This window comes from Achromobacter sp. T5-5 (genome assembly GCF_055397965.1).
The window spans coordinates 1,070,543-1,089,077 of the sequence record NZ_AP027919.1; the positions used below are offsets into that span (position 1 = coordinate 1,070,543).

At 67.1% G+C, this 18,535-nt stretch carries 21 protein-coding genes; 12 read left to right on the plus strand and 9 right to left on the minus strand.

Annotated features, from left to right (window positions below):
• Positions 1–167: 167 nt before the first annotated feature.
• The 6 genes from phnE (ACZ50Q_RS04805) to ACZ50Q_RS04830 form a co-directional block, all read right to left on the minus strand.
• Entirely contained in the window at positions 168–992 is an 825-nt protein-coding gene (phnE, locus tag ACZ50Q_RS04805; RefSeq protein WP_464080735.1) for a phosphonate ABC transporter, permease protein PhnE, read from the minus strand.
• The gene (phnE, locus tag ACZ50Q_RS04810) at positions 989–1,876 is read right to left on the minus strand and encodes a phosphonate ABC transporter, permease protein PhnE (protein ID WP_076516695.1); all 888 of its coding nucleotides are present in this window, start codon (positions 1,874–1,876) and stop codon (positions 989–991) included. The genes phnE (ACZ50Q_RS04805) and phnE (ACZ50Q_RS04810) overlap by 4 nt, the downstream gene beginning before the upstream one ends.
• On the minus strand, positions 1,873–2,643 hold the full coding sequence (gene phnC, locus ACZ50Q_RS04815; RefSeq protein WP_464080736.1) for a phosphonate ABC transporter ATP-binding protein: 771 nt from the start codon (positions 2,641–2,643) through the stop codon (positions 1,873–1,875). The genes phnE (ACZ50Q_RS04810) and phnC overlap by 4 nt, the downstream gene beginning before the upstream one ends.
• A 6-nt stretch (positions 2,644–2,649) precedes the next feature.
• On the minus strand, positions 2,650–3,648 hold the full coding sequence (gene phnD, locus ACZ50Q_RS04820) for a phosphate/phosphite/phosphonate ABC transporter substrate-binding protein (protein WP_464080737.1): 999 nt from the start codon (positions 3,646–3,648) through the stop codon (positions 2,650–2,652).
• A 146-nt stretch (positions 3,649–3,794) separates the two neighbouring features.
• On the minus strand, positions 3,795–4,607 hold the full coding sequence (locus tag ACZ50Q_RS04825) for an IclR family transcriptional regulator (RefSeq protein ID WP_076516689.1): 813 nt from the start codon (positions 4,605–4,607) through the stop codon (positions 3,795–3,797).
• Between the two features lie 12 nt (positions 4,608–4,619).
• A complete protein-coding gene (locus ACZ50Q_RS04830; protein ID WP_464080738.1) occupies positions 4,620–5,438 on the minus strand; it encodes an HAD-IIB family hydrolase in 819 nt (272 codons plus the stop codon).
• A gap of 148 nt (positions 5,439–5,586) precedes the next feature.
• On the opposite strand from ACZ50Q_RS04830, the gene ribBA reads away from it, so the two are divergent.
• The 6 genes from ribBA (at position 5,587) to ACZ50Q_RS04860 (ending at position 10,035) form a co-directional block, all read left to right on the plus strand.
• Positions 5,587–6,762: a bifunctional 3,4-dihydroxy-2-butanone-4-phosphate synthase/GTP cyclohydrolase II gene (gene ribBA / locus ACZ50Q_RS04835; protein WP_076516685.1), complete on the plus strand. Its 1,176-nt coding sequence runs from the start codon at positions 5,587–5,589 to the stop codon at positions 6,760–6,762.
• Positions 6,763–6,772: 10 nt separating this feature from the next.
• Positions 6,773–7,303 (plus strand): 6,7-dimethyl-8-ribityllumazine synthase, encoded by a 531-nt coding sequence (gene ribH / locus ACZ50Q_RS04840; protein WP_076516683.1) that lies wholly within the window; start codon positions 6,773–6,775, stop codon positions 7,301–7,303.
• Positions 7,272–7,781, plus strand: a complete 510-nt coding sequence (gene nusB / locus ACZ50Q_RS04845; protein WP_076516681.1) for a transcription antitermination factor NusB — start codon at positions 7,272–7,274, stop codon at positions 7,779–7,781. Before ribH ends, nusB begins: the two co-directional genes overlap by 32 nt.
• A gap of 152 nt (positions 7,782–7,933) precedes the next feature.
• Complete coding sequence (gene thiL, locus ACZ50Q_RS04850) at positions 7,934–8,899, plus strand: thiamine-phosphate kinase (protein ID WP_464080739.1); 966 nt, start codon at positions 7,934–7,936, stop codon at positions 8,897–8,899.
• 66 nt (positions 8,900–8,965) lie between these two features.
• On the plus strand, positions 8,966–9,472 hold the full coding sequence (locus tag ACZ50Q_RS04855) for a phosphatidylglycerophosphatase A family protein (protein WP_092582819.1): 507 nt from the start codon (positions 8,966–8,968) through the stop codon (positions 9,470–9,472).
• Positions 9,469–10,035, plus strand: a complete 567-nt coding sequence (locus ACZ50Q_RS04860; RefSeq protein WP_092582804.1) for a CinA family protein — start codon at positions 9,469–9,471, stop codon at positions 10,033–10,035. The genes ACZ50Q_RS04855 and ACZ50Q_RS04860 overlap by 4 nt, the downstream gene beginning before the upstream one ends.
• Before the next feature lie 83 nt (positions 10,036–10,118).
• Here ACZ50Q_RS04860 and pyrF read toward each other — a convergent pair whose 3' ends face one another.
• The 3 genes from pyrF to ACZ50Q_RS04875 are packed head-to-tail and all read right to left on the minus strand — an operon-like array spanning position 10,119 to position 12,712.
• Positions 10,119–10,937: an orotidine-5'-phosphate decarboxylase gene (gene pyrF, locus ACZ50Q_RS04865; RefSeq protein WP_076516673.1), complete on the minus strand. Its 819-nt coding sequence runs from the start codon at positions 10,935–10,937 to the stop codon at positions 10,119–10,121.
• Between the two features lie 8 nt (positions 10,938–10,945).
• Positions 10,946–12,265, minus strand: coding sequence for an NAD(P)/FAD-dependent oxidoreductase (locus ACZ50Q_RS04870; RefSeq protein WP_076516671.1), 1,320 nt, complete (start codon positions 12,263–12,265; stop codon positions 10,946–10,948).
• A 48-nt stretch (positions 12,266–12,313) separates the two neighbouring features.
• Entirely contained in the window at positions 12,314–12,712 is a 399-nt protein-coding gene (locus ACZ50Q_RS04875) for a diacylglycerol kinase (protein ID WP_076516669.1), read from the minus strand.
• A gap of 183 nt (positions 12,713–12,895) precedes the next feature.
• Here ACZ50Q_RS04875 and ACZ50Q_RS04880 point away from each other — a divergent pair, with 183 nt between their 5' ends.
• The 6 genes from ACZ50Q_RS04880 to ACZ50Q_RS04905 all read left to right on the plus strand — a co-directional run bounded on the left by ACZ50Q_RS04880 (position 12,896) and on the right by ACZ50Q_RS04905 (position 18,533).
• Positions 12,896–13,609: a FadR/GntR family transcriptional regulator gene (locus ACZ50Q_RS04880; RefSeq protein ID WP_076516667.1), complete on the plus strand. Its 714-nt coding sequence runs from the start codon at positions 12,896–12,898 to the stop codon at positions 13,607–13,609.
• A gap of 141 nt (positions 13,610–13,750) precedes the next feature.
• Positions 13,751–14,725 (plus strand): sialic acid TRAP transporter substrate-binding protein SiaP, encoded by a 975-nt coding sequence (locus ACZ50Q_RS04885; protein WP_076516665.1) that lies wholly within the window; start codon positions 13,751–13,753, stop codon positions 14,723–14,725.
• 63 nt (positions 14,726–14,788) lie between these two features.
• Entirely contained in the window at positions 14,789–15,415 is a 627-nt protein-coding gene (locus ACZ50Q_RS04890) for a TRAP transporter small permease (protein ID WP_156902737.1), read from the plus strand.
• A 52-nt stretch (positions 15,416–15,467) separates the two neighbouring features.
• Positions 15,468–16,877, plus strand: a complete 1,410-nt coding sequence (locus ACZ50Q_RS04895; protein WP_464080740.1) for a TRAP transporter large permease — start codon at positions 15,468–15,470, stop codon at positions 16,875–16,877.
• Positions 16,878–16,889: 12 nt separating this feature from the next.
• Complete coding sequence (locus ACZ50Q_RS04900) at positions 16,890–17,636, plus strand: SDR family oxidoreductase (protein WP_464080741.1); 747 nt, start codon at positions 16,890–16,892, stop codon at positions 17,634–17,636.
• A 30-nt stretch (positions 17,637–17,666) separates the two neighbouring features.
• Positions 17,667–18,533, plus strand: a complete 867-nt coding sequence (locus ACZ50Q_RS04905; RefSeq protein WP_464080742.1) for a fumarylacetoacetate hydrolase family protein — start codon at positions 17,667–17,669, stop codon at positions 18,531–18,533.
• Positions 18,534–18,535: the final 2 nt, after the last annotated feature.

Here is an 18,535-nt window from a genome sequence, read left to right on the forward strand (position 1 = left end):
ACCGTTCATAATTTGTTCACATTGAGCATAGACGTGTTTGCGGCGCAATAACAAGACGGCCACCGCGGCGGCCGCCAGCCGGAAGGCCCCAATAAAAACGCCGCCCCAGGGGGCGGCGAAGGAGCGCTGTCAGGGGAAACCGAGCAGCGTAAGGCAACCGGTGCGCGCTACAGGATGCGTTTGCGGGCCTGCGTGATGATGATCTCGGCCAGCACCACCACCACGAAGATGGCAGCCAGCACCAGCGCGACGCGATCCCACTGGAACAGGTTCAAGGCGGTGTCCAGCGCCATGCCGATGCCGCCCGCGCCGACCAGCCCCAGCACCGCCGATTCGCGCACGTTGATGTCCCAGCGCAGCAGCACGATGGACCAGAACGCCGGGCGGATCTGCGGCCAGTAGGCATACCAGATCACCGAGGCCTTGCTGGCGCCGGTGGCCGTGACGGCTTCGATGGGGCCGCGCTGCGCTTCCTCGATGGCTTCGCCGACCAGTTTGCCGACAAAGCCGATGGAGCGGAACGCGATGGCCAGCGTGCCGGCCAGCGCGCCGGGGCCGAAGATGGCGATGAACAGCAGCGCCCAGACCAGCGAGTTGACCGAGCGGCTGGACACCAGGATCAGCCGGGCCAGCATGTTGATGGTCTTGCTGGGCGTGAGGTTGTTGGCCGCCAGCAGGCCCACCGGCACGGCCATGAACACCGAGAGGATCGTGCCCAGCGTGGCGATGTGTAGCGTTTCGACCAGGGCGTTGTGGACGCCGTCCGGGTAGTAAGCCCAGTCGATCGGCCACATGCGCCGGAAGAGGTCGGCCATCTGCTCGGGCGCGTCGTACAGGAACTCCGGGATGACCTCCACGCCGCGGATCGCCTGCACGATGGCCGCCACCACCAGCAGGTACAGCGCAAAGCGCAGCAGGCGCTGGCCCATGCTGTAGCGCTGCCAGACGCGCGGCTGGCCGGCGGGGTTCAGGGGAGAAACGTGGGCGTTCATTCGTCCACCTCCGCCTTGCGCGCCGCCGTCGGCTTGCTGCTGCCCATGCCGCGCGCGCCGGCGAAGCGGCTCTGCAGGATGCGGTCAAAGCCCAGGTTGTCCAGGAACACCGCCCGCACGAAGCCGGCCAGGATTTCGCCCAGCATGATGATGGCGATCAGGGTCAGCAGGATGGCGCTGACGAAGTCGTAGTCGAAACGCTGGAAGGCCGAGAACAGGGTACCGCCCACGCCGCCCGCGCCCACGATCCCCACCATGGTGGAGTTGCGCAGGTTGGAGTCGAACTGGTAGGTGGCAAAGCCGATGAAGCGCGCGAATACCTGCGGCAGCACGCCGAACACGATCACGTTGGCGAACGACGCACCGGTCGCGCGGACGGCTTCGACCTGCTTGAGCGAAATTTCCTCGATGGCCTCGGTGAAGAGCTTGCCGATGAAACCGATGGATGCGACGGTCAGCGCCAGGATGCCGGCCAGCGCGCCGAAGCCGACGGCCTTGACGAACAGGATGGCGACGATGACCGGGTGCAGGGCGCGGCACAGCGCGACCAGCGACCGCGCGGGCCAGGAGATCCACGCGGGCATCATGTTGCGCGCGCCCAGCAGCCCGACGGGCAGGGCCAGGAAGATGCCCAGCATCGACGCGAGGACGGCGATTTCCAGGCTTTCCGCGATGCCCTTCCACAAGGTGTCGGGCTTTTCGAAATTGGGCGGGAACATGCGCGCCAGGAATGTCGACGCGTGGCCCATGCCGGATTCGAAGCGCGTCCAGCTGAAGTCGAGCTGCGCGCCGGCATAGAGGGTGTAGATCACCAGCAGCAGCACGCCCATCTTGGCGCGCCCCGACATGGCGAAGGGGCGCAGGCCGCCCCGGGGTTGCGTCATTCCAGCCAAGACTCGCCTCCGTAGATGGTCTTGAGCATGGACGCGTCCAGGCCCTGGCCGTCGCCGTCATAGACCACGTGGCCGCCCGACATGCCGACGATGCGCGTGGCGTATCGGCGTGCCAGTTCGACGTCGTGGATGTTGACGATGACGGGGATGCCCGTGGCGCTGCCCTGCGCGGACAGCAGTTCCATGATCTCGACGGAGGTCTTGGGGTCGAGCGAGGACGTGGGCTCGTCGGCCAGCAGCAACTGCGGGCGCTGCATCAGCGCACGGGCAATGCCCACGCGCTGGCGCTGGCCGCCCGACAGCGCATCGGCGCGCTGGTCGGCAAACCCGGCCAGGCCGACGGTGTCCAGCAGCTTGTAGGCATGCTCGATGTCCTCGGGCTCGAAGCGCCGCATCCAGGCCTTCATGGCGGAGGTGTAGCCCAGCCTGCCGGTCAGCAGGTTTTCCATGACGGTCAGGCGTTCAACCAGGTTGTATTCCTGGAACACCATGCCGATGCGGCGGCGGGCACGGCGCAGCGACGCGCCACGCACGCGCGCCAGGTCCACGGTGCCATCGTCGGATTGCAGCACGATCTCGCCCTTGGTGGGCTCGATCAGCCGATTGATGCAGCGCAGGAGCGTGCTCTTGCCGGTGCCCGAAGGCCCGATGATGGCGGTGAGCCCCTGACCGGCGATCTGCAGGTCGATGCCGTTCAGGACCGGCCGGCCGGCCCGGTATTCCTTGACCAGGCCGGAAATGCGTAGCGACGTCGTCATGCTGGATTACTTCTTGCTCTTTGCGGATTCGCGGTCGTAGGCGGCGCGGTTGAAGCTTTCGCCACCGGATTCAGCCACCTGGCGGACGATGGCCCAGTCCTTCTGGTAGGTCACCGGATAGAAGCGGTCGGCGCCGTCGAAGGCCTTGGACATTTCCGCGGGGAAGCGGTAGTCGTAGAAGCACTTGAGCATCTGGTCGCGGAACTTCGGCTCCAGGTCATGCGCATAGGCGAACGACGAGGTCGGGAACTTCTCGCTGGTGTAGATGATGCGGAAATCGGCTTCCTTGACCTGGCCGCGCTCGACCATGCGCTTGAACACGTCGGACGCCACGGCCGCGGCGTCGTAGTCGCCGGAGTTCACGCCCATGACGGACTGGTCGTGCTTGCCCGAGAAGATGATCTTGTAGTCCTTGTCGGGCGTCAGGCCTTCCTTGGGGAAGAGCGCCACCGGCGCCATGTGGCCGGAGTTCGAGGACGGCGCGGTGTGCGCGAGCTTCTTGCCCTTCAGGTCGGTGAGCTTCTGGTAGGGGCTGTCCTTCTTGACGATCACGATCAGGTTGTAGCCCTGGAAGCCGTCGGCGTAGCCCTTGACGGCGAACGGCACGGCGCCCGCGATGTTCACGGCAAAGGCCGTGGGGCCCGTCGAAAAGCCGCCCACGTGCAGGCGGCCCGAGCGCATGGCTTCGATTTCAGCCGCGTTGCTCTGCACCTGGTAGAACACCACGCGCTTGCCCGTGCATTCGGACAGGTGCTTGGTGAAGGGCTTGAAGATGTCTTCGTACACGGCCGGGTCTTCCACCGGCGTGTAAGTGAACACCAGCGTCGAAGGCGTCTTGAGCTTGGACGCATCGGTGGGCGTGTCGGCCACCAGGTCCTTGTTCGCGTCGCAGTACATCTGGTCCAGGTCGCCGCGGTTGGAGCAGGTGTCGGCGGCCTGGGCGGCGGACGCTCCAAAAGCGAATGCGGCCAGCGTGGCCGCCTGCAAAAGACGCAAGGGTTGCATCGTGTGTCTCCTCGTGTAGGTATGAATTGAATATTTGCTGAATTCAAACACACAACCGGGGACGGCACACTCGGGAAAGTCCCTGCCTTTTTTTTCGTCTTTTGTTCGTTTTGTTCGTTTTGTGTTCGTTTTTGCGCGAAGCGCGTTCAGCCGCGGAAGCCGAGTTTGCGGGAGATTTCCTGGGCGCAGGCCAGCAGGGGACGCGCGATCGCGCCGTCCCACGACACGTCGAACAGCCCCGTCGGTCCCAGGCTGGTCAGCGCCAGGACGATGCTGCCGGTGTTGTCGAAGACCGGCACCGACAGCGCGTCCACGCCGGGCAGCGGGTTGCCCAGCGCGCGCGCCATGCCGTGCACGCGGATGTCGGCCAACTGGGCCTCGATGTTGGCGCGCGAGGCCTTGCGCGGGGGCGGCATGCTGGCGATCACGGCGGTGTCGCCTTCCTCGCGCGCGATGTAGTGTTCGCTGACCTTGGGCGGCAGCCAGGCCGCGAAAACCAGTCCCGTCGCGGTGTGCAGCATGGACATCACCGTGCCCTTGCGCATGTTCACGTGGACCGGGTAGCTGGCCTCGGTCATGTGGATCATGGTGGGGCCGTGCGAGCCCAGCACCGCGATGCCCAGGGTATGGCCGATCTCGGACTGCAGCTTGGCGATCTCGGGCATGGCCACGCGCACCGGGTCCAGGCGCTGCAGACTGACCAGGCCCATCTGCAGGGCGAACGGGCCCAGCTCGTATTGGCCGGTGGTGGCGTCCTGCTGCACCAGCCCCACGCGGATGAAACTGACCAGGTAGGGGTGCGCCTTGGCGGACGTCATGCCCGCGCCGGCCGCCAGGTCGCGCAGGGTCAGCGGCTTGCCCGCATCGACCAGCGCCGCCAGCAGGGGCGCGCCCACCTCGATGGACTGGATGCTGCGGCGGCCGTCGTTGGCGGGCGCCGCGGTCTTGGAAGTTGCCACGGTGTGCTGACCTCAGGCCGGCTGGACTTGGGACGGCTGGCGCGCGGCGAGCAGCCGGTCGGCCATTTCGACGAAGCCACCGCCGCCATGAAACGCGGCCACGAAAGCGGGGCGGTGCGTCAGGCGGTGCAACTGCGCCTGGATGTTGGCCACGCCGACCGAGATCGGGAAGTAGGCAAACATCGGCTCGTCGTTGGGCGAGTCGCCGATGAAAAGCGTGCTGTCCAGGACGCCGGCCACGTCCATGCCGAATTCGCGCTGGAACATCGTGCGGGTCATGGTCAGCTTGTCGTAGTCGCCGAACCAGCCGTTGACGTGGATCGAGCTGACCTTGGCCTGCGCGCCGGCATCCTGGAAGATCTGGACGATGCGGCTGATCGCCGCGTCGGGCAGGGCGGGCACGTCCTCGCAGAAGTCGATGGCCAGGTCGGCCACGCGGTAGTCCTGGTCGCTGGCGACGGCGCTGCCGGGCACCTCGGCCAGGACGCGGTCGCGGATCGCGTCCAGCCGCTTGCGGCTTGCCTGGCGCGAGGCCGCGTCGGTCCAGTAATGGGTGGTCATGCGGCGCGCCTTGCGGTCGTAGGCGTAGTAGAACGCGCCGTTCTCGCCGACCACCGCGCGCACGGGCCACATGCGGGCGATGTGATCGCACCAGCCCGCCGGGCGGCCGGTGATCGGCACGACCTGGATGCCGGCCTGTTCCAGGCGTTCCAGCGCGGCGTAGGCGTCGGCCGGCAGGCGGCCTTCGGTGGTCAGCGTATCGTCGATGTCGGTCAGGACGACGCGGACGGCTGCCGCGATGTTCAAAGGCATGGCCGCTAGGGCTTGCATGAGGTTTTTCCTTCGTTTTTCTGGGGGATCTCCGGGCGAAAGTTTAACCGGATGCCCCCGCCCGGACGGGCCGGCCAGCCTTCGATAGGGATTCCGCGCGCGGGGGCGGTAAAATCCGGACTTTCCCGCCTGGTTTACGTGTCACGCCATGTCCGTCCAGTTGTCCCCCCTGCCCGGCTCCGAGCCGGAATCCTTCGGTATCGCTTCGGTTGCCGAGATCATCGCCGAGCTTCGCGCCGGCCGCATCGTCATCCTGGTTGACGAAGAAGACCGTGAAAACGAGGGCGACCTCGTCATGGCCGCCGAATTCGTCACCCCCGAAGCCATCAACTTCATGGTCACCCATGGCCGCGGCCTGGTGTGCCTGACCCTGACCGAAGAACGCTGCCGCCAGCTTGAGCTGCCCATGATGGCCGCCCGCAACGGCACGCGCTACGGCACCAATTTCACGCAGTCCATCGAGGCCGCCGAAGGCGTCGAGACCGGCATTTCGGCCGCCGACCGCGCCCGCACCATCCAGGTGGCCGTGGCGCGCGACGCCAAGCCGTCCGACCTGGTCCAGCCCGGCCACATCTTCCCGGTGCGCGCCGTGCCCGGCGGCGTGCTGGTGCGCGCCGGCCACACCGAGGCGGGCTGCGACCTGACCGCCATGGCCGGCCTGACGCCCGCCGCGGTCATCTGCGAAATCCTCAAGCCCGATGGCACCATGGCCCGCCTGCCGGACCTGGTGGAATTCGCCCGCCAGCACGGCCTGAAGATCGGCACCATCGCCGACCTGATCCAGTACCGCAGCGAGCACGAATCCATCGTCAAGCGCGTGGGCAAACGCACCATGCAGACGGCCTGGGGCACCTTCGAGGCCGTGGCCTATGAAGACGCCGCCACGGGCTCCGCCCATTTGGCGCTGGTGCATGGTAATGTGACTCCCGACGCCGAGACGCTGGTCCGGGTGCACGAACCCGCGTCCGTGCTGGACGTGCTGGACACCGGCGCAAGCCCGCACAGTTGGGGCGTGGCCCAGGCGCTCAAGGCCATCGCCAGCGCCCCGGCCGGCGTGCTGGTGCTGATGAACTGCCAGTCGTCCACCGAACACCTGTTTGGCCAGATTGCAGGCTGGAACGACCCGAAGGCCCAGTCCAATGCCGCCAACGCCGATCGGTTCGGCCTGCGTACCTACGGGATCGGCGCCCAGATTCTGCGCGACCTGAACGTGGGCCAGATGCGGCTCCTGGCCCGGCCGCGCAAGATGCCCAGCATGGCGGGCTTTTCGCTCACCATTACGGGTTACGATTGCGACCCGCAGAACACTCCCGCAACACACTGAAGGCCGACACATGAACCCTTACATCCTCACCCCCGACCTGAACGGCGAAGGGCTGCACATCGGCATCGTACGCGCCCGCTTCAACGAAGAAATCGGCCAGGCCGAACTCGAAGCGTGCCTGAAGGAACTGGCCGAACTCGGCGTGGACGAGCGCGACGTGATGGTCGCCACCGTGCCCGGCGCGCTGGAACTGGGCGTGGCCCTGTCGCACATGGCCGAAACGTTCGAGTTCGACGCCCTGATCGCGCTGGGCGCGGTCATCCGCGGCGAAACCTATCACTTTGAAGTGGTCAGCAATGAAATGGCCACGGCAATCACCCGTATCTCCCTCGAAACCGGTATCCCCGTCGCGAACGGCGTGCTGACCGTCGACACCGACGAGCAGGCGCAGGCCCGTGCCGCGGGCAAGGGCCGCGACTGCGCCCAGGTGGCCGTTGAAATGGCCAACCTGGTGGCGGCGCTGGAACCCGAGGAAGAAGACGAAGACGAAGACGACGAGGACGAAGATTTTGACGACGAAGAAGACGACGAGCAGCGCTGATAGCGCGGCGCAGGCCCGCGCCAACGCGCGCAGCGCGCGGCGCCGTGCACGCGAATTCGCGCTGCAGGGCGTGTACGCGTGGCTGCTGCGCGGCGGCGAAGGCACGCAGGACGCCGGCGAGATCGATGCCCACCTGCGCGACACCGAGGATTTTTCCGAGGCCGACGCGCAGTGGTTCAAGACCTTGCTGCATGGCGTGCTGCGCGAAGCGCCCACGCTGCGCGAGCGCTTCACGCCCTACGTCGACCGCCCGCTGGCCGAGTTGTCGCCCGTTGAGCACGGCATCCTGCTGATCGGCAGCTTCGAACTGATCCATCACGTCGAAGTGCCGTACAAGGTCGCCATCAACGAGGCCGTCGAACTGGCCAAGTCGTTCGGCGGCACCGACGGCTTCAAGTTCGTCAACGGCGTGCTCGACAAGCTGGCTGCCGACGTGCGCGCGCACGAAGTCCAGGCCGCCGCGCAGCAACGGCGATAGCTAGACCCACCCCCGCAGCGCTTCGCGCTTCCCCCCAGGGGGGGCGCCGCTGCGGACCGGCGGAGCCGGATCCGCGCGGCCCCGCTCCGGGGCGCGGGGCGCGCCCCGGTCGATGCGACGCCGACCCATTGATAGCCGATAGTGGAGGCGCGGTGGCGTCCGAATTTGATCTGATTGCGCGCTACTTCACCCGCTCGGCGCCTGCCGGCCTGTTGGGCGTGGGCGATGACTGCGCCCTGTTTCCTGTTCCGCCCGGCGAGCAGGTGGCCACCAGCACGGATCTGCTGCTGGAAGGCCGGCATTTCTTTCCCGACGTCGATCCCAAAGCCCTGGGGCACAAGTCCCTGGCGGTCAACCTGTCCGACCTGGCGGCCATGGGCGCGCGTCCCATCGGCTGCGTGCTGGGGCTGGCCTTGCCGCGCCTGGACGAGCCCTGGCTGGCGGCCTTTGCGGAAGGCTTTCATGCGCTGGCCGCCGCGCACGGCTGCCCGCTCATTGGCGGCGACACCACGCGCAGCGCGCATGACCTGGCGATCAGCGTGACGGTGTTCGGCGCGGTGCCGCCCGGACAGGCGCTGCGCCGCGACGGCGCGCAAGCCGGCGATGATGTGTGGGTGTCCGGCGAACTGGGCGCGGCCGACGTGGCCTACCGGCTGCTGGACGGACAGTATCCCGCCGATCCCGCGTTGCTGGCCGCGACGCGCGACGCGCTGGAATGGCCGCAACCGCAAGTGGCGCTGGGCCTGGCGCTGCGCGGCCTCGCCCATGCGGCGATCGACCTGTCCGACGGCCTGCTGCAGGACCTGGGCCATATCCTGGCCGCCAGCCGTGTAGGCGCCTGCCTGCGGTTCGCGGACCTGCCCGTGGCGCCCGCGCTGGCGCGCCTGGACACCGCGCCGCTGCGCCGCGCGGTGCTGGGCGGGGGCGACGTCTACCAGCTCTGTTTCACCGCGCCGGCGTCCCGGCGCGACGCCGTGTTGGCGGCGGCCAGCGCGGCCGGCGCGCGCGTGACCCGCGTGGGCGAGATCCTGCCGCAGGCAGGTCTGTCGGTCCTGGATCCTCAAGGCCGCCCGCTGGCGGACCTGCCCGCGGGCTTCGATCACTTTCCCGCGGCCTGACCCGCGGCCTCCTGGCTTTCGCCGAACCAGCACTCCATGACTTCCACCGACAAGCATTCCCCCTCCATGCGCGATCGCAGCCGCGCCGCGTACCCCGCGTTGTCCTGGATATGCCGGGATCCGGGGCGCCTGATCGCCTTCGGATTCGGCAGCGGGCTGATCCGGCCCGCCTCGGGCACCTGGGGCACGCTGCTTGCGTGGGCGATCTGGGTGGCGGCCGCGCCCGCGGCGTCGGACCTGGCCATCGGCGTGTTCCTGGCCGTGGCGTTCCTGTACGGTTGCTGGGCGTGCCATCGCGTGGGCCGAGAACTCCAGCAGTCGGATCATGTCGGAATGGTGTGGGACGAGATGGTGGCGTTCTGGCTGGTGCTGTGGCTGACGCCGGCCGGCTGGATGGCGCAGACGCTGGCGTTCGTGCTGTTCCGCACGTTCGACATCGTCAAGCCGCCGCCCATCAAGTTCTTCGACGCCCACATCAAGGGCGGCTTTGGTGTCATGTGGGACGATATCGTGGCGGCCGGCTATGCCTTGCTGGTGATGGCGCTGGTGGCCCGCACAGGAGTCTTGGGATGAACGATCAGCAGGAAGGCGCGCGGACCAGCATGGCGGCCGCGCAGTTGTCGGAAGCAACCATCCTCGGCCTGTCCGAGCGGCTGGGCGACGTGCTGCGACGGCAGGGGTGGATGCTGGGCACGGCGGAGTCGTGCACGGGGGGCCTGTTGGCGGGCGCCATCACCGCGGTGGCGGGCTCCAGCGACTGGTTCGAGCGCGGCTTCGTCACCTACAGCAACGACGCCAAGGTGACCGAGCTGGAAGTTTCGCCCGAAACCCTGCAGCACTTCGGCGCGGTCAGTGAGCCCGTGGCGCTTGAAATGGCGAATGGCGTGCTGCTGGCGGTGCCGAATGCGCACGTGGCCGTGTCGACCACCGGCATCGCCGGCCCGGGCGGCGCGACGCCGGGCAAGCCCGTGGGCATGGTGTGCTTCGGTTTTGCCATGCGGGTCGGCGACGGCATCAGCAGCCGCGCGGTAACGCATGTGTTTTCCGGCGACCGGGCGCAGGTGCGCCGGGCCTCGGTGGAATTCGCGCTGCGCGCGGTGCTGGAGTTCGTCGGGGCCCCGATCAACCGGCGCTAGACCGACTGCGGAGGTAAGGCCCCCACGCGGCGCTCACTGCGTTCGCTTGCTGCCCCCCGAGGGGGCTGCCCCGCGACGTCCGATCAGCGCACCGCGTTGATCGCGTCGCGCAGGCCCTTGGCGGCCACGGCGGCGGCCTCGCGCCAGTCGTCGCCGCCGCTGGCGTAGATGATGGCGCGCGAGGAGTTGATCATCATGCCGCTGCGTGCCGCGTTGGCGCCTGCGTTCACCGTGGCGGTGATGTCGCCGCCCTGGGCGCCGATGCCCGGCACCAGCAGCGGCACGGCGTCGCCGATGCGCTGGCGCACGGAGGCCAGCTCGTTCGGGAAGGTGGCGCCCACCACCAGGCCGCATTGGCCGTTGGCGTTCCATTTGTCGGCCACCAGCCCCGCCACGTGCAGGTACAGCGGCTCGCCGTTATCCATTTTCAGGAATTGCAGGTCCGAGCCGCCCGGGTTGGAGGTGCGGCACAGGACGATCACGCCGCGGTCCCGCCACGCCAGGTAGGGCTCCACCGAGTCCAGGCCCATGTAGGGGCTGACGGTCAGGGCGTGCGCCTGGTAGCGCTCGTAGGCTTCGCGCGCGTAGTTTTCAGCGGTGGAGCCGATGTCGCCGCGCTTGGCGTCCAGCACGATGGGCAGGTCGGGATGGTTGTCGCGGATGTGCTGGCACAGCGCTTCGAGCTGGTCTTCGGCGCGGTGCGCGGCGAAGTACGCGATCTGCGGCTTGAAGCTGCATGCATACGGCGCGGTGGCGTCGACGATGTCGCGGCAGAACTGGAAGATGGCGTCGGGCTTGTCCTGCAGTTCGCGCGGGAAGCGCTGCGGGTCGGGATCCAGCCCGACTTGCAGGAGCGAGTTGCTGGTGGTCCAGGCGTGTTCGAGTTTTTGCAGGAAATTCATGGGGGAGTTCAGTGCAGTTTGACCCGCGGGCGCGTGCGCCGCATGAGCAGGCGAGCCAGGGCAAGGGAGACGGTACGCGAGGCGCCCAGCACCGATCTGTGATGCATCAGGTGCAGGCTCATGTACATCAAGCGCGCCAGTGTACCGCTTACGAACAGTCCCCGTCCGGCGAGCTTGCCCATCAGGCTGCCCACCCCCGCATCCTGCCCCAGCGACACCAGCGACCCGTGATCCTGATAGACATAGGGCGCGGTGGGCTCGGCGTGGTTGCGCAGCCGGGCGGTGAGCTTCTTGGTCAGATAGTCGGCCTGCTGGTGCGCGGCCTGGGCGCGGGCGGGCACCGTGCGCCCGTCGCGCCAGGGCGCCGCGCAGCAGTCGCCCAGCGCCAGGATGTGCGGATCGGGCGTTTCGAGCCGCTCGTTGACCTCGAGCTGCCCCAGCTTGTTCAGCGGCAGGCCCAGGTCGGCCAGCAGGGCGGGGCCCTTGATCCCGGCGGCCCACATGCACAACTGGGCCGGGAACTCGCGCCCGTCGGCGGTGCGCACGGAGTTGTCCGTCACCTCGGACACGCGGCAGGAGGTTTCCACGCGGATGCCCAGCTCGGTCAGCCGCTTGGTCGCCGCGACCGAAATCTTCTCGGGCAGCGCCGACAGGATGCGCGGCGCGCCCTCGACCAGCGTGATGGCCAGGTCCCGGTCGGCGCGGAAGTTCGGCAGGCCGTAGGCGCTGACGACGTGGCTGGCTTCGGTCAGTTCGACGGCCAGTTCGACGCCCGTGGCGCCGCCGCCCACGATCACCAGATCCAGCCGCGCGGACGGATTGCGCACCTTGGCCTGGTCCACCAGCGCCATGGCCTTGAGCATGGTCAGGCGGAATTGCTCCGCATTTTCCGTGGTGTCCAGCGTGACCGCGTGTTCGGCCGCGCCGGGCGTGTTGAAGAAGTTGGACGTGCTGCCCAGCGCCAGCACCAGCGTGTCGTAGGGCAGCTCGCGGCGCGGCAACACTTCCTGGCCCTGGGCGTCGTTGACGGCGTCCAGCGTGATGAGCCGGCGTTCGCGGTCGACGCCTTCCAGGCGGCCCTGGGCGAACGAGAAGCCGTCCATGTGGGCCAGCATCAGGTAGGAAAGGCCTTCCTGGTGGATGTCCAGCGTGCCCGCGGCCGCTTCATGCAGTGAGGGCTTCCAGATATGGAAGGGCCGGCTGTCGACCAGGGTGATGTGCTGACGGCCGTGGATACGGCCGAGTTTGGCGGCCAGTTCCAGGCCGCCCGCGCCGCCGCCGACGATGACGACGCGCTTGGAGGGGGCTGACGTCGATTGAGGCATCATGGGTCCCAGTATAAATAGGCTCGCACCCTCATCATGGTGCGAACCGTGTCAATGCATGACGAAACGGCTGATGGCCACTCCCACCCAGACCGTTCCCGCGAATATCAACAGCAGCATCACCGCCGCGCTGCCCAGGTCCTTGGCCCGTCCCAGCAGGGGATGGCGTTCGACGGACAGCGCATCGGCCAGCGCCTCGATGGCGGAATTGAGCAGTTCCGCCGCCAGCACCATGACCACCACGCCCACCAGGAAAAACACCTCGACCGTGGTGCGGCCCAGGAAAAAGGCCGCCGGGATCATCAGCACGGCCAGCGCGAGTTCCTGGCGAAAGGCCGCCTCGTATTGGACGGCCGCCTTCAGGCCTTGCCATGAATAGCGCAGCGCATTCAGGATGCGGCGCGCGCCGCCGGTGCTTTTGAAGGGCGAGTGTTGCGGGTCGTGGGTCATGGAATCGGAAGAAGGCCGGGTGTGGCGGCTTTTTAACAGATAAGGGTTGCCCGCGTGGCACGGCGCGCGCCTATGGGCAAACCCTAATTGTGACCCAACGGCAGCAGGCGCAGGATTCTGGTCAATTGGTAAGGCCACTTTACCTTTCCCTCCTGTCATCGTCCTGTCAACGACTTGTCTTGCATGCCGATTCAGACCATTGAACCTCGCCGCCTGTATCGCCAGATCGCCGATCAGCTCCGCCTGCTGATCGAGGCGGGCGAGTTCCCCGTCGGCGCGCGTCTGCCGCCCGAGCGCGACCTCGCGCTGAAGCTGGGCGTCTCGCGTCCCTCGGTGCGCGAGGCGCTGATCGCGCTGGAAGTCGAAGGCTGGGTCGAAGTCCGCATGGGTTCCGGCGTGTATGTGCACAGCCTGGCCGGCGCGCCGCGCGCCAGCCTGACCGCCGAAAGCCCGCTCGAGACCATCCGCGCGCGCCGCACCATCGAAGGCGAACTGGCCGCCCAGGCCGCGCTGAATCCGGTGCCCGCGCTGGTGGAAGGCCTGCGCGACGCGGTCGACGCCATGGAAGACGAGGCCCGGTCGGGCAGCGTGCCCATCCGCGGCGACAGGCTGTTCCACCTGCGCGTGGCCGAAATGGCCAGCAACGCCGTGCTGGTGCGCGTCGTGGGCGAGCTGTTCGACGAACGCCATAACCCGCTCTCCGTGAAGCTGGGCGATTACTTCGAAAATTCCGATAGCTGGGCCGTCGCCATCACCGAGCACCGGCGCGTCATCGACGCGATCGCGGCCGGCGATGAACAGGGCGCGCGCGCCGCCATGCATCAACATCTCTCCTGCTCGTACGACCGCCTGATGGCCAGTTGGCCCGGCGCGGCCGATGCGTTGCGCGCTGAATAGCAACATGCCGCCGGCGCCTTGGGCGCCGGCGGCGGATCGCAGTCGCAGTACGTAGGTGCAGCTCCAGTAAGTGAAGGTGAACTCCATATGTAAAACATGACGCAGGCCGTCGAGCCCGCCACCTCAAAGAGAGGAGACAACATGAAGTCAGGCAACGCTATCAAAGTGCTGTTTGCCGCCGTCGCGCTTGCCGTGAGCGGCACCGCGCTGGCCCAGACCACGCTGAAATGGGCACACGTGTACGAGACGTCCGAACCCTTCCACACGTCATCGGTGTGGGCGGCCCAGGAAATCGAAAAGCGCACCAACGGCCGCTATCACATCGATGTCTATCCCGCCTCGCAGCTGGGCAAGGAAAACGACATCAACCAGGGGCTGACCCTGGGCACGGTGGACATGATCATTTCCGGGTCCAGTTTCGCCGCCAAGACCTTCCCGCGCATCGGCGTCACCTACTACCCCTACACCTTCCGCAGTCCCGAGCACCTGATCGCCTACACCAAGAGCGACATCTACAAGGAGCTGACCCGCGGCTACGACGAAAAGAGCGGCAACCACATCGTCGCGACCACGTACTACGGCACGCGCCAGACGACGTCCAACCGCCCGTTCACCAAGTGCAGCGAAATGAAGGGCCTGAAGATCCGCGTCCCGGACGTGGCGGCCTACCTGGCCATGCCGCGTGCCTGTGGCGCCAACACGGCGCCCATCGCCTTCGCCGAGGTCTACCTGGCCCTGCAGAACGGCACGGTGGAAGCGCAGGAAAACCCGCTCACCACCATCGAGGCCAAGAAGTTCTACGAGGTGCAGAAGAACATCATCCTCACGGGCCACATCGTCGATCACCTGAACACGGTGATCTCCGGCAAGCTCTGGAAGAGCCTGTCGGACGAGGACAAGAAGATCTTCACCGAGGTCGCGCAACAGGCCGCGGAAAAGGCGTCGGCGGAAGTGGCCGCCAACGAAAAGAAGATGGTCGACGTGTTCAAGAAACGCGGCCTGACGGTGGCCGAGGTCAACGTCCAGGAGTTTCGCGACACCGTGCTGGAGAAGGTGCCGTTCAAGCAGTACGGCTACGAAAAGTCGGACTGGGAAAAGATCCAGGCGGTGAAGTAGCGCGCGGGCGGGCCGGTGTCCCGGCCCGCCTTTCCGTACCCGATCCCGGACGAGGGGAACTCCATGCACTCCAACGCGAAGGCCGCGCCGATGGCGGCCGTCAGCCACACGCCGGACCGGCCGCCCGGCCCGCATCACGTCGCCTCCGTGGATGAAATCGTCCACAGCTTCGAAGAGGCCGACCATCACGAGGTCAGCCTGGCCGGCTACCAGCCCGAAGACTGGATCTGCCTGGCCATCTTCTGGGCCATGGCGCTGCTGGTCTTCCTGCAGTTCTTCTCCCGCTACGTGTTGAACGATTCATACGCCTGGACCGAAGAGCTGGCGGTGTATTGCCTGATCGGCGTGGTGTTCCTGGGCTCGGCCATGTGCGTGCGCGCGTGCCGGCACATCCAGGTGGACTTCCTGTACCGCTACCTGCCAAAACCCGTGGGCCGCGTGCTGTCGACGCTGATCGACATCCTGCGCACGGCTTTTTTCGGCTATGCCGTATGGCTGACGTATCGCTACATCGTGCTGGTGGGCGATGAGCCCATGACCACGCTGTTCTGGAACAAGGCCTACGTGTACTGGGTGGCGCTGGCGGGCTTTGCCATGATGTTCCTGCGGTCGCTGCAGGTATCCCTGCAGAACTGGCGCCAGGGCTATTCGATCCTGGAAAACCCCGCGGCCTACGAGTCGCTGGACTGAACCGCGAGCCGGCGTCCACCACGAATCCGCAGTGTCTTTCCGGGAGCGATACATGGGTACATTGATAGGAAGCTTTCTGCTGTTGATGATCATGGGACTGCCGGTGGCGGTGTCCATGGCGGGCGCGTCCCTGCTGTACATCCTGATCTCCGGCAGCGTGCCGGACGTCGTCGTCGCGCAGCGCATGATCGCGGGCGTCGAGTCCTTCCCGCTCCTGGCCGTGCCGTTCTTCATCCTGGCGGGCAACCTGATGAACATCGCCGGCATCACCGGCCGCATCTACAACTTCGCGGTGGCGCTGGTGGGGTGGATGCGCGGCGGGCTGGGGCAGGTGAATATCGTCGGTTCGGTCGTGTTTGCCGGCATGTCGGGCACCGCCATCGCCGACGCCGCGGGCCTGGGCACCATCGAGATCAAGGCCATGAAGGACCACGGCTACCAGACCGAATTCGCGGTCGGCGTCACCGCCGCGTCGGCCACGCTCGGCCCCATCATTCCGCCCTCGTTGCCCTTCGTCATCTACGGCATGATGGCCAATGTGTCGATCGGCTCCCTGTTCCTGGCGGGCCTGATTCCCGGCCTCGTGCTGACCCTCATGATGATGTTCACCGTGGCCTATTACGCGCGCCGCAACAACTGGGGCGGCGACGTCGCCTTCAACTGGAAGCGGCTGGGCGGAGCGGCGCTGGAAGTGCTGATCGTGCTGGCGTTTCCGCTGTCGATCTGGCTGATGACGCTGCAGGGCGTGTCGCCCAACATTGCCGCCGCAATCGCGTTCGCGGTCCTGCTGGTCCTGGACTGGAAGTTCAATTTCTCCGCCGTCATGGCGCTGATGGCGCCGGTGATCCTGATCGGCGGCATGACGCTGGGCTGGTTCACGCCCACGGAAGCGGCGGTCGCCGCCGTGATCTGGGCGCTGTTCCTGGGGCTGGTCCGGTATCGGTCCATGACCTTGCGCACGCTTGCCAAGGCGTCGTTCGACACCATCGAAACCACCGCGTCCGTCCTGTTCATCGTGACGGCGGCGTCGGTGTTCGCATGGCTGCTGACCACGACGCAGGCGGCGCAGGCGTTGACGGACGCCATCCTGAGCGTGACGCAGAACAAGTGGGTGTTCCTGCTGATGGCCAACGTGCTGATCCTGATCGTCGGCTGCTTTATCGACACCATCGCCGCCATCACCATCCTCGTGCCCATCCTGCTGCCGATCGTGCTGAAACTGGGCATCGACCCGATCCACTTCGGCCTCATCATGACGCTGAACCTGATGATCGGCCTGCTGCATCCGCCGATGGGGATGGTGCTGTTCGTGCTGGCGCGCGTCTCCAAGCTGTCCGTCGAACGCACCACGATGGCCATCCTGCCGTGGCTGGTGCCGCTTTTCCTGGCGCTGATCGCCATTACCTACATCCCGCAAATCACCCTGTGGCTGCCCACGGCGATGGGCATGGCCGGCAAATAAGGAACCCGTCACATGTCAGGAAGACTGCAAGGCAAGACCGCCCTCGTCACCGCCGCCGGGCAGGGCATCGGGCGCGCCGTGGCGCTGGCCTATGCGCGCGAAGGCGCCGACGTGCTGGCCGTGGACCTGAACGGGGCCGCGCTGGAAACGCTGTCCGGCTGCCGCACGCGGGTGCTGGACGTGACCGACGCCCACGCCGTGCGGGCGCTGGCGCAGGATGCGGGCGCGGTCGACGTGCTGTTCAATGGCGCGGGCTTCGTGCATGCCGGCACCATCCTGGACTGCGACGAAGACGCGTGGGACTTCTCGTTCAACCTGAACGTGCGGTCCATGTACCTGCTCATCCGCGCCTGCCTGCCGGCCATGCTGGCGCGCGGCGCGGGCTCCATCGTCAACATGGCCTCGGTGGCCGGCAGCATCAAGGGCGCGCCCAACCGCTGCGCCTACGGCGCCACCAAGGCCGCCGTCATCGGCCTGACCAAGGCGGTCGCCGCCGACTACGTGGGGCAGGGCATCCGCTGCAACGCGATCTGCCCCGGCACCGTGGAATCTCCTTCCCTGCGCCAGCGCATCGACGCCCAGGCGCAGGCCAGCGGGCAACCCGTCGCCGCGGTGGAAGCGGCGTTCACCGCGCGCCAGCCGATGGGCCGCATCGGCCGCGCCGAAGAGATCGCCGCGCTGGCGGTGTATCTTGCCAGCGACGAATCCGCCTTCACCACCGGCACCGCGCAGGTGATCGACGGCGGCTGGTCCAATTGAATTCCTCTTTTCCAGCAACAAGGAACCGCTATGAAATTGATGCGCTATGGCGCCAAGGGCGCTGAAAAGCCTGCCCTGATCGATGCCCAGGGCCAGGTCCGCGACCTGTCTTCCGTCATCCCCGACATCACCGCGCAGACGCTGGTGCCGGCCACGCTGGCCAAGCTGCGCGCGCTGGATCCGGCGTCGCTGCCGCAGGTGGCGCAGCCTGGCCGCGTGGCGCCGCCCTGGAGCGGCATGGGCAAATTCATCTGCATCGGCCTGAACTACGCGGACCATGCCGCCGAGTCGGGCCTGCCGGTGCCGGCCGAACCCGTCGTCTTCATGAAGACGACCTCGGCCGTGGTCGGATGCAACGATCCGGTCGTGCTGCCGCAGGATTCCGTCAAGACCGACTGGGAAGTCGAGCTGGGCGTGGTGATCGGCGAAAAAGCCCGCTACGTCAGCGAGGCGGACGCCATGAAGCACGTGGCCGGCTACTGCGTGGTGAACGACGTATCAGAGCGCGAATACCAGATCGAGCGCGGCGGCACCTGGGACAAGGGCAAGGGCTGCGACACGTTCGGCCCCGTGGGCCCCTGGCTGGTCACGGCCGACGAGATCGCCGATCCGCAAGACCTGGAGATGTGGCTGGAGGTGAACGGCAAGCGCTACCAGAACGGCAGCACCCGCACCATGGTGTTCGGCGTCGCGCAGCTGGTGTCGTACGTCAGCCGCTTCATGACGCTGTATCCCGGCGACCTCATCAGCACCGGCACACCGCCCGGCGTGGGCATGGGCCAGAAACCCGCGCCCGTCTACCTGAAGGCGGGCGACGAAATGAAGCTGGGCATCGCCGGCCTGGGCGAACAGCGCCAGCGCGTGCATGCCTGGGATCCCGCCCTGATCGACGGTTGATC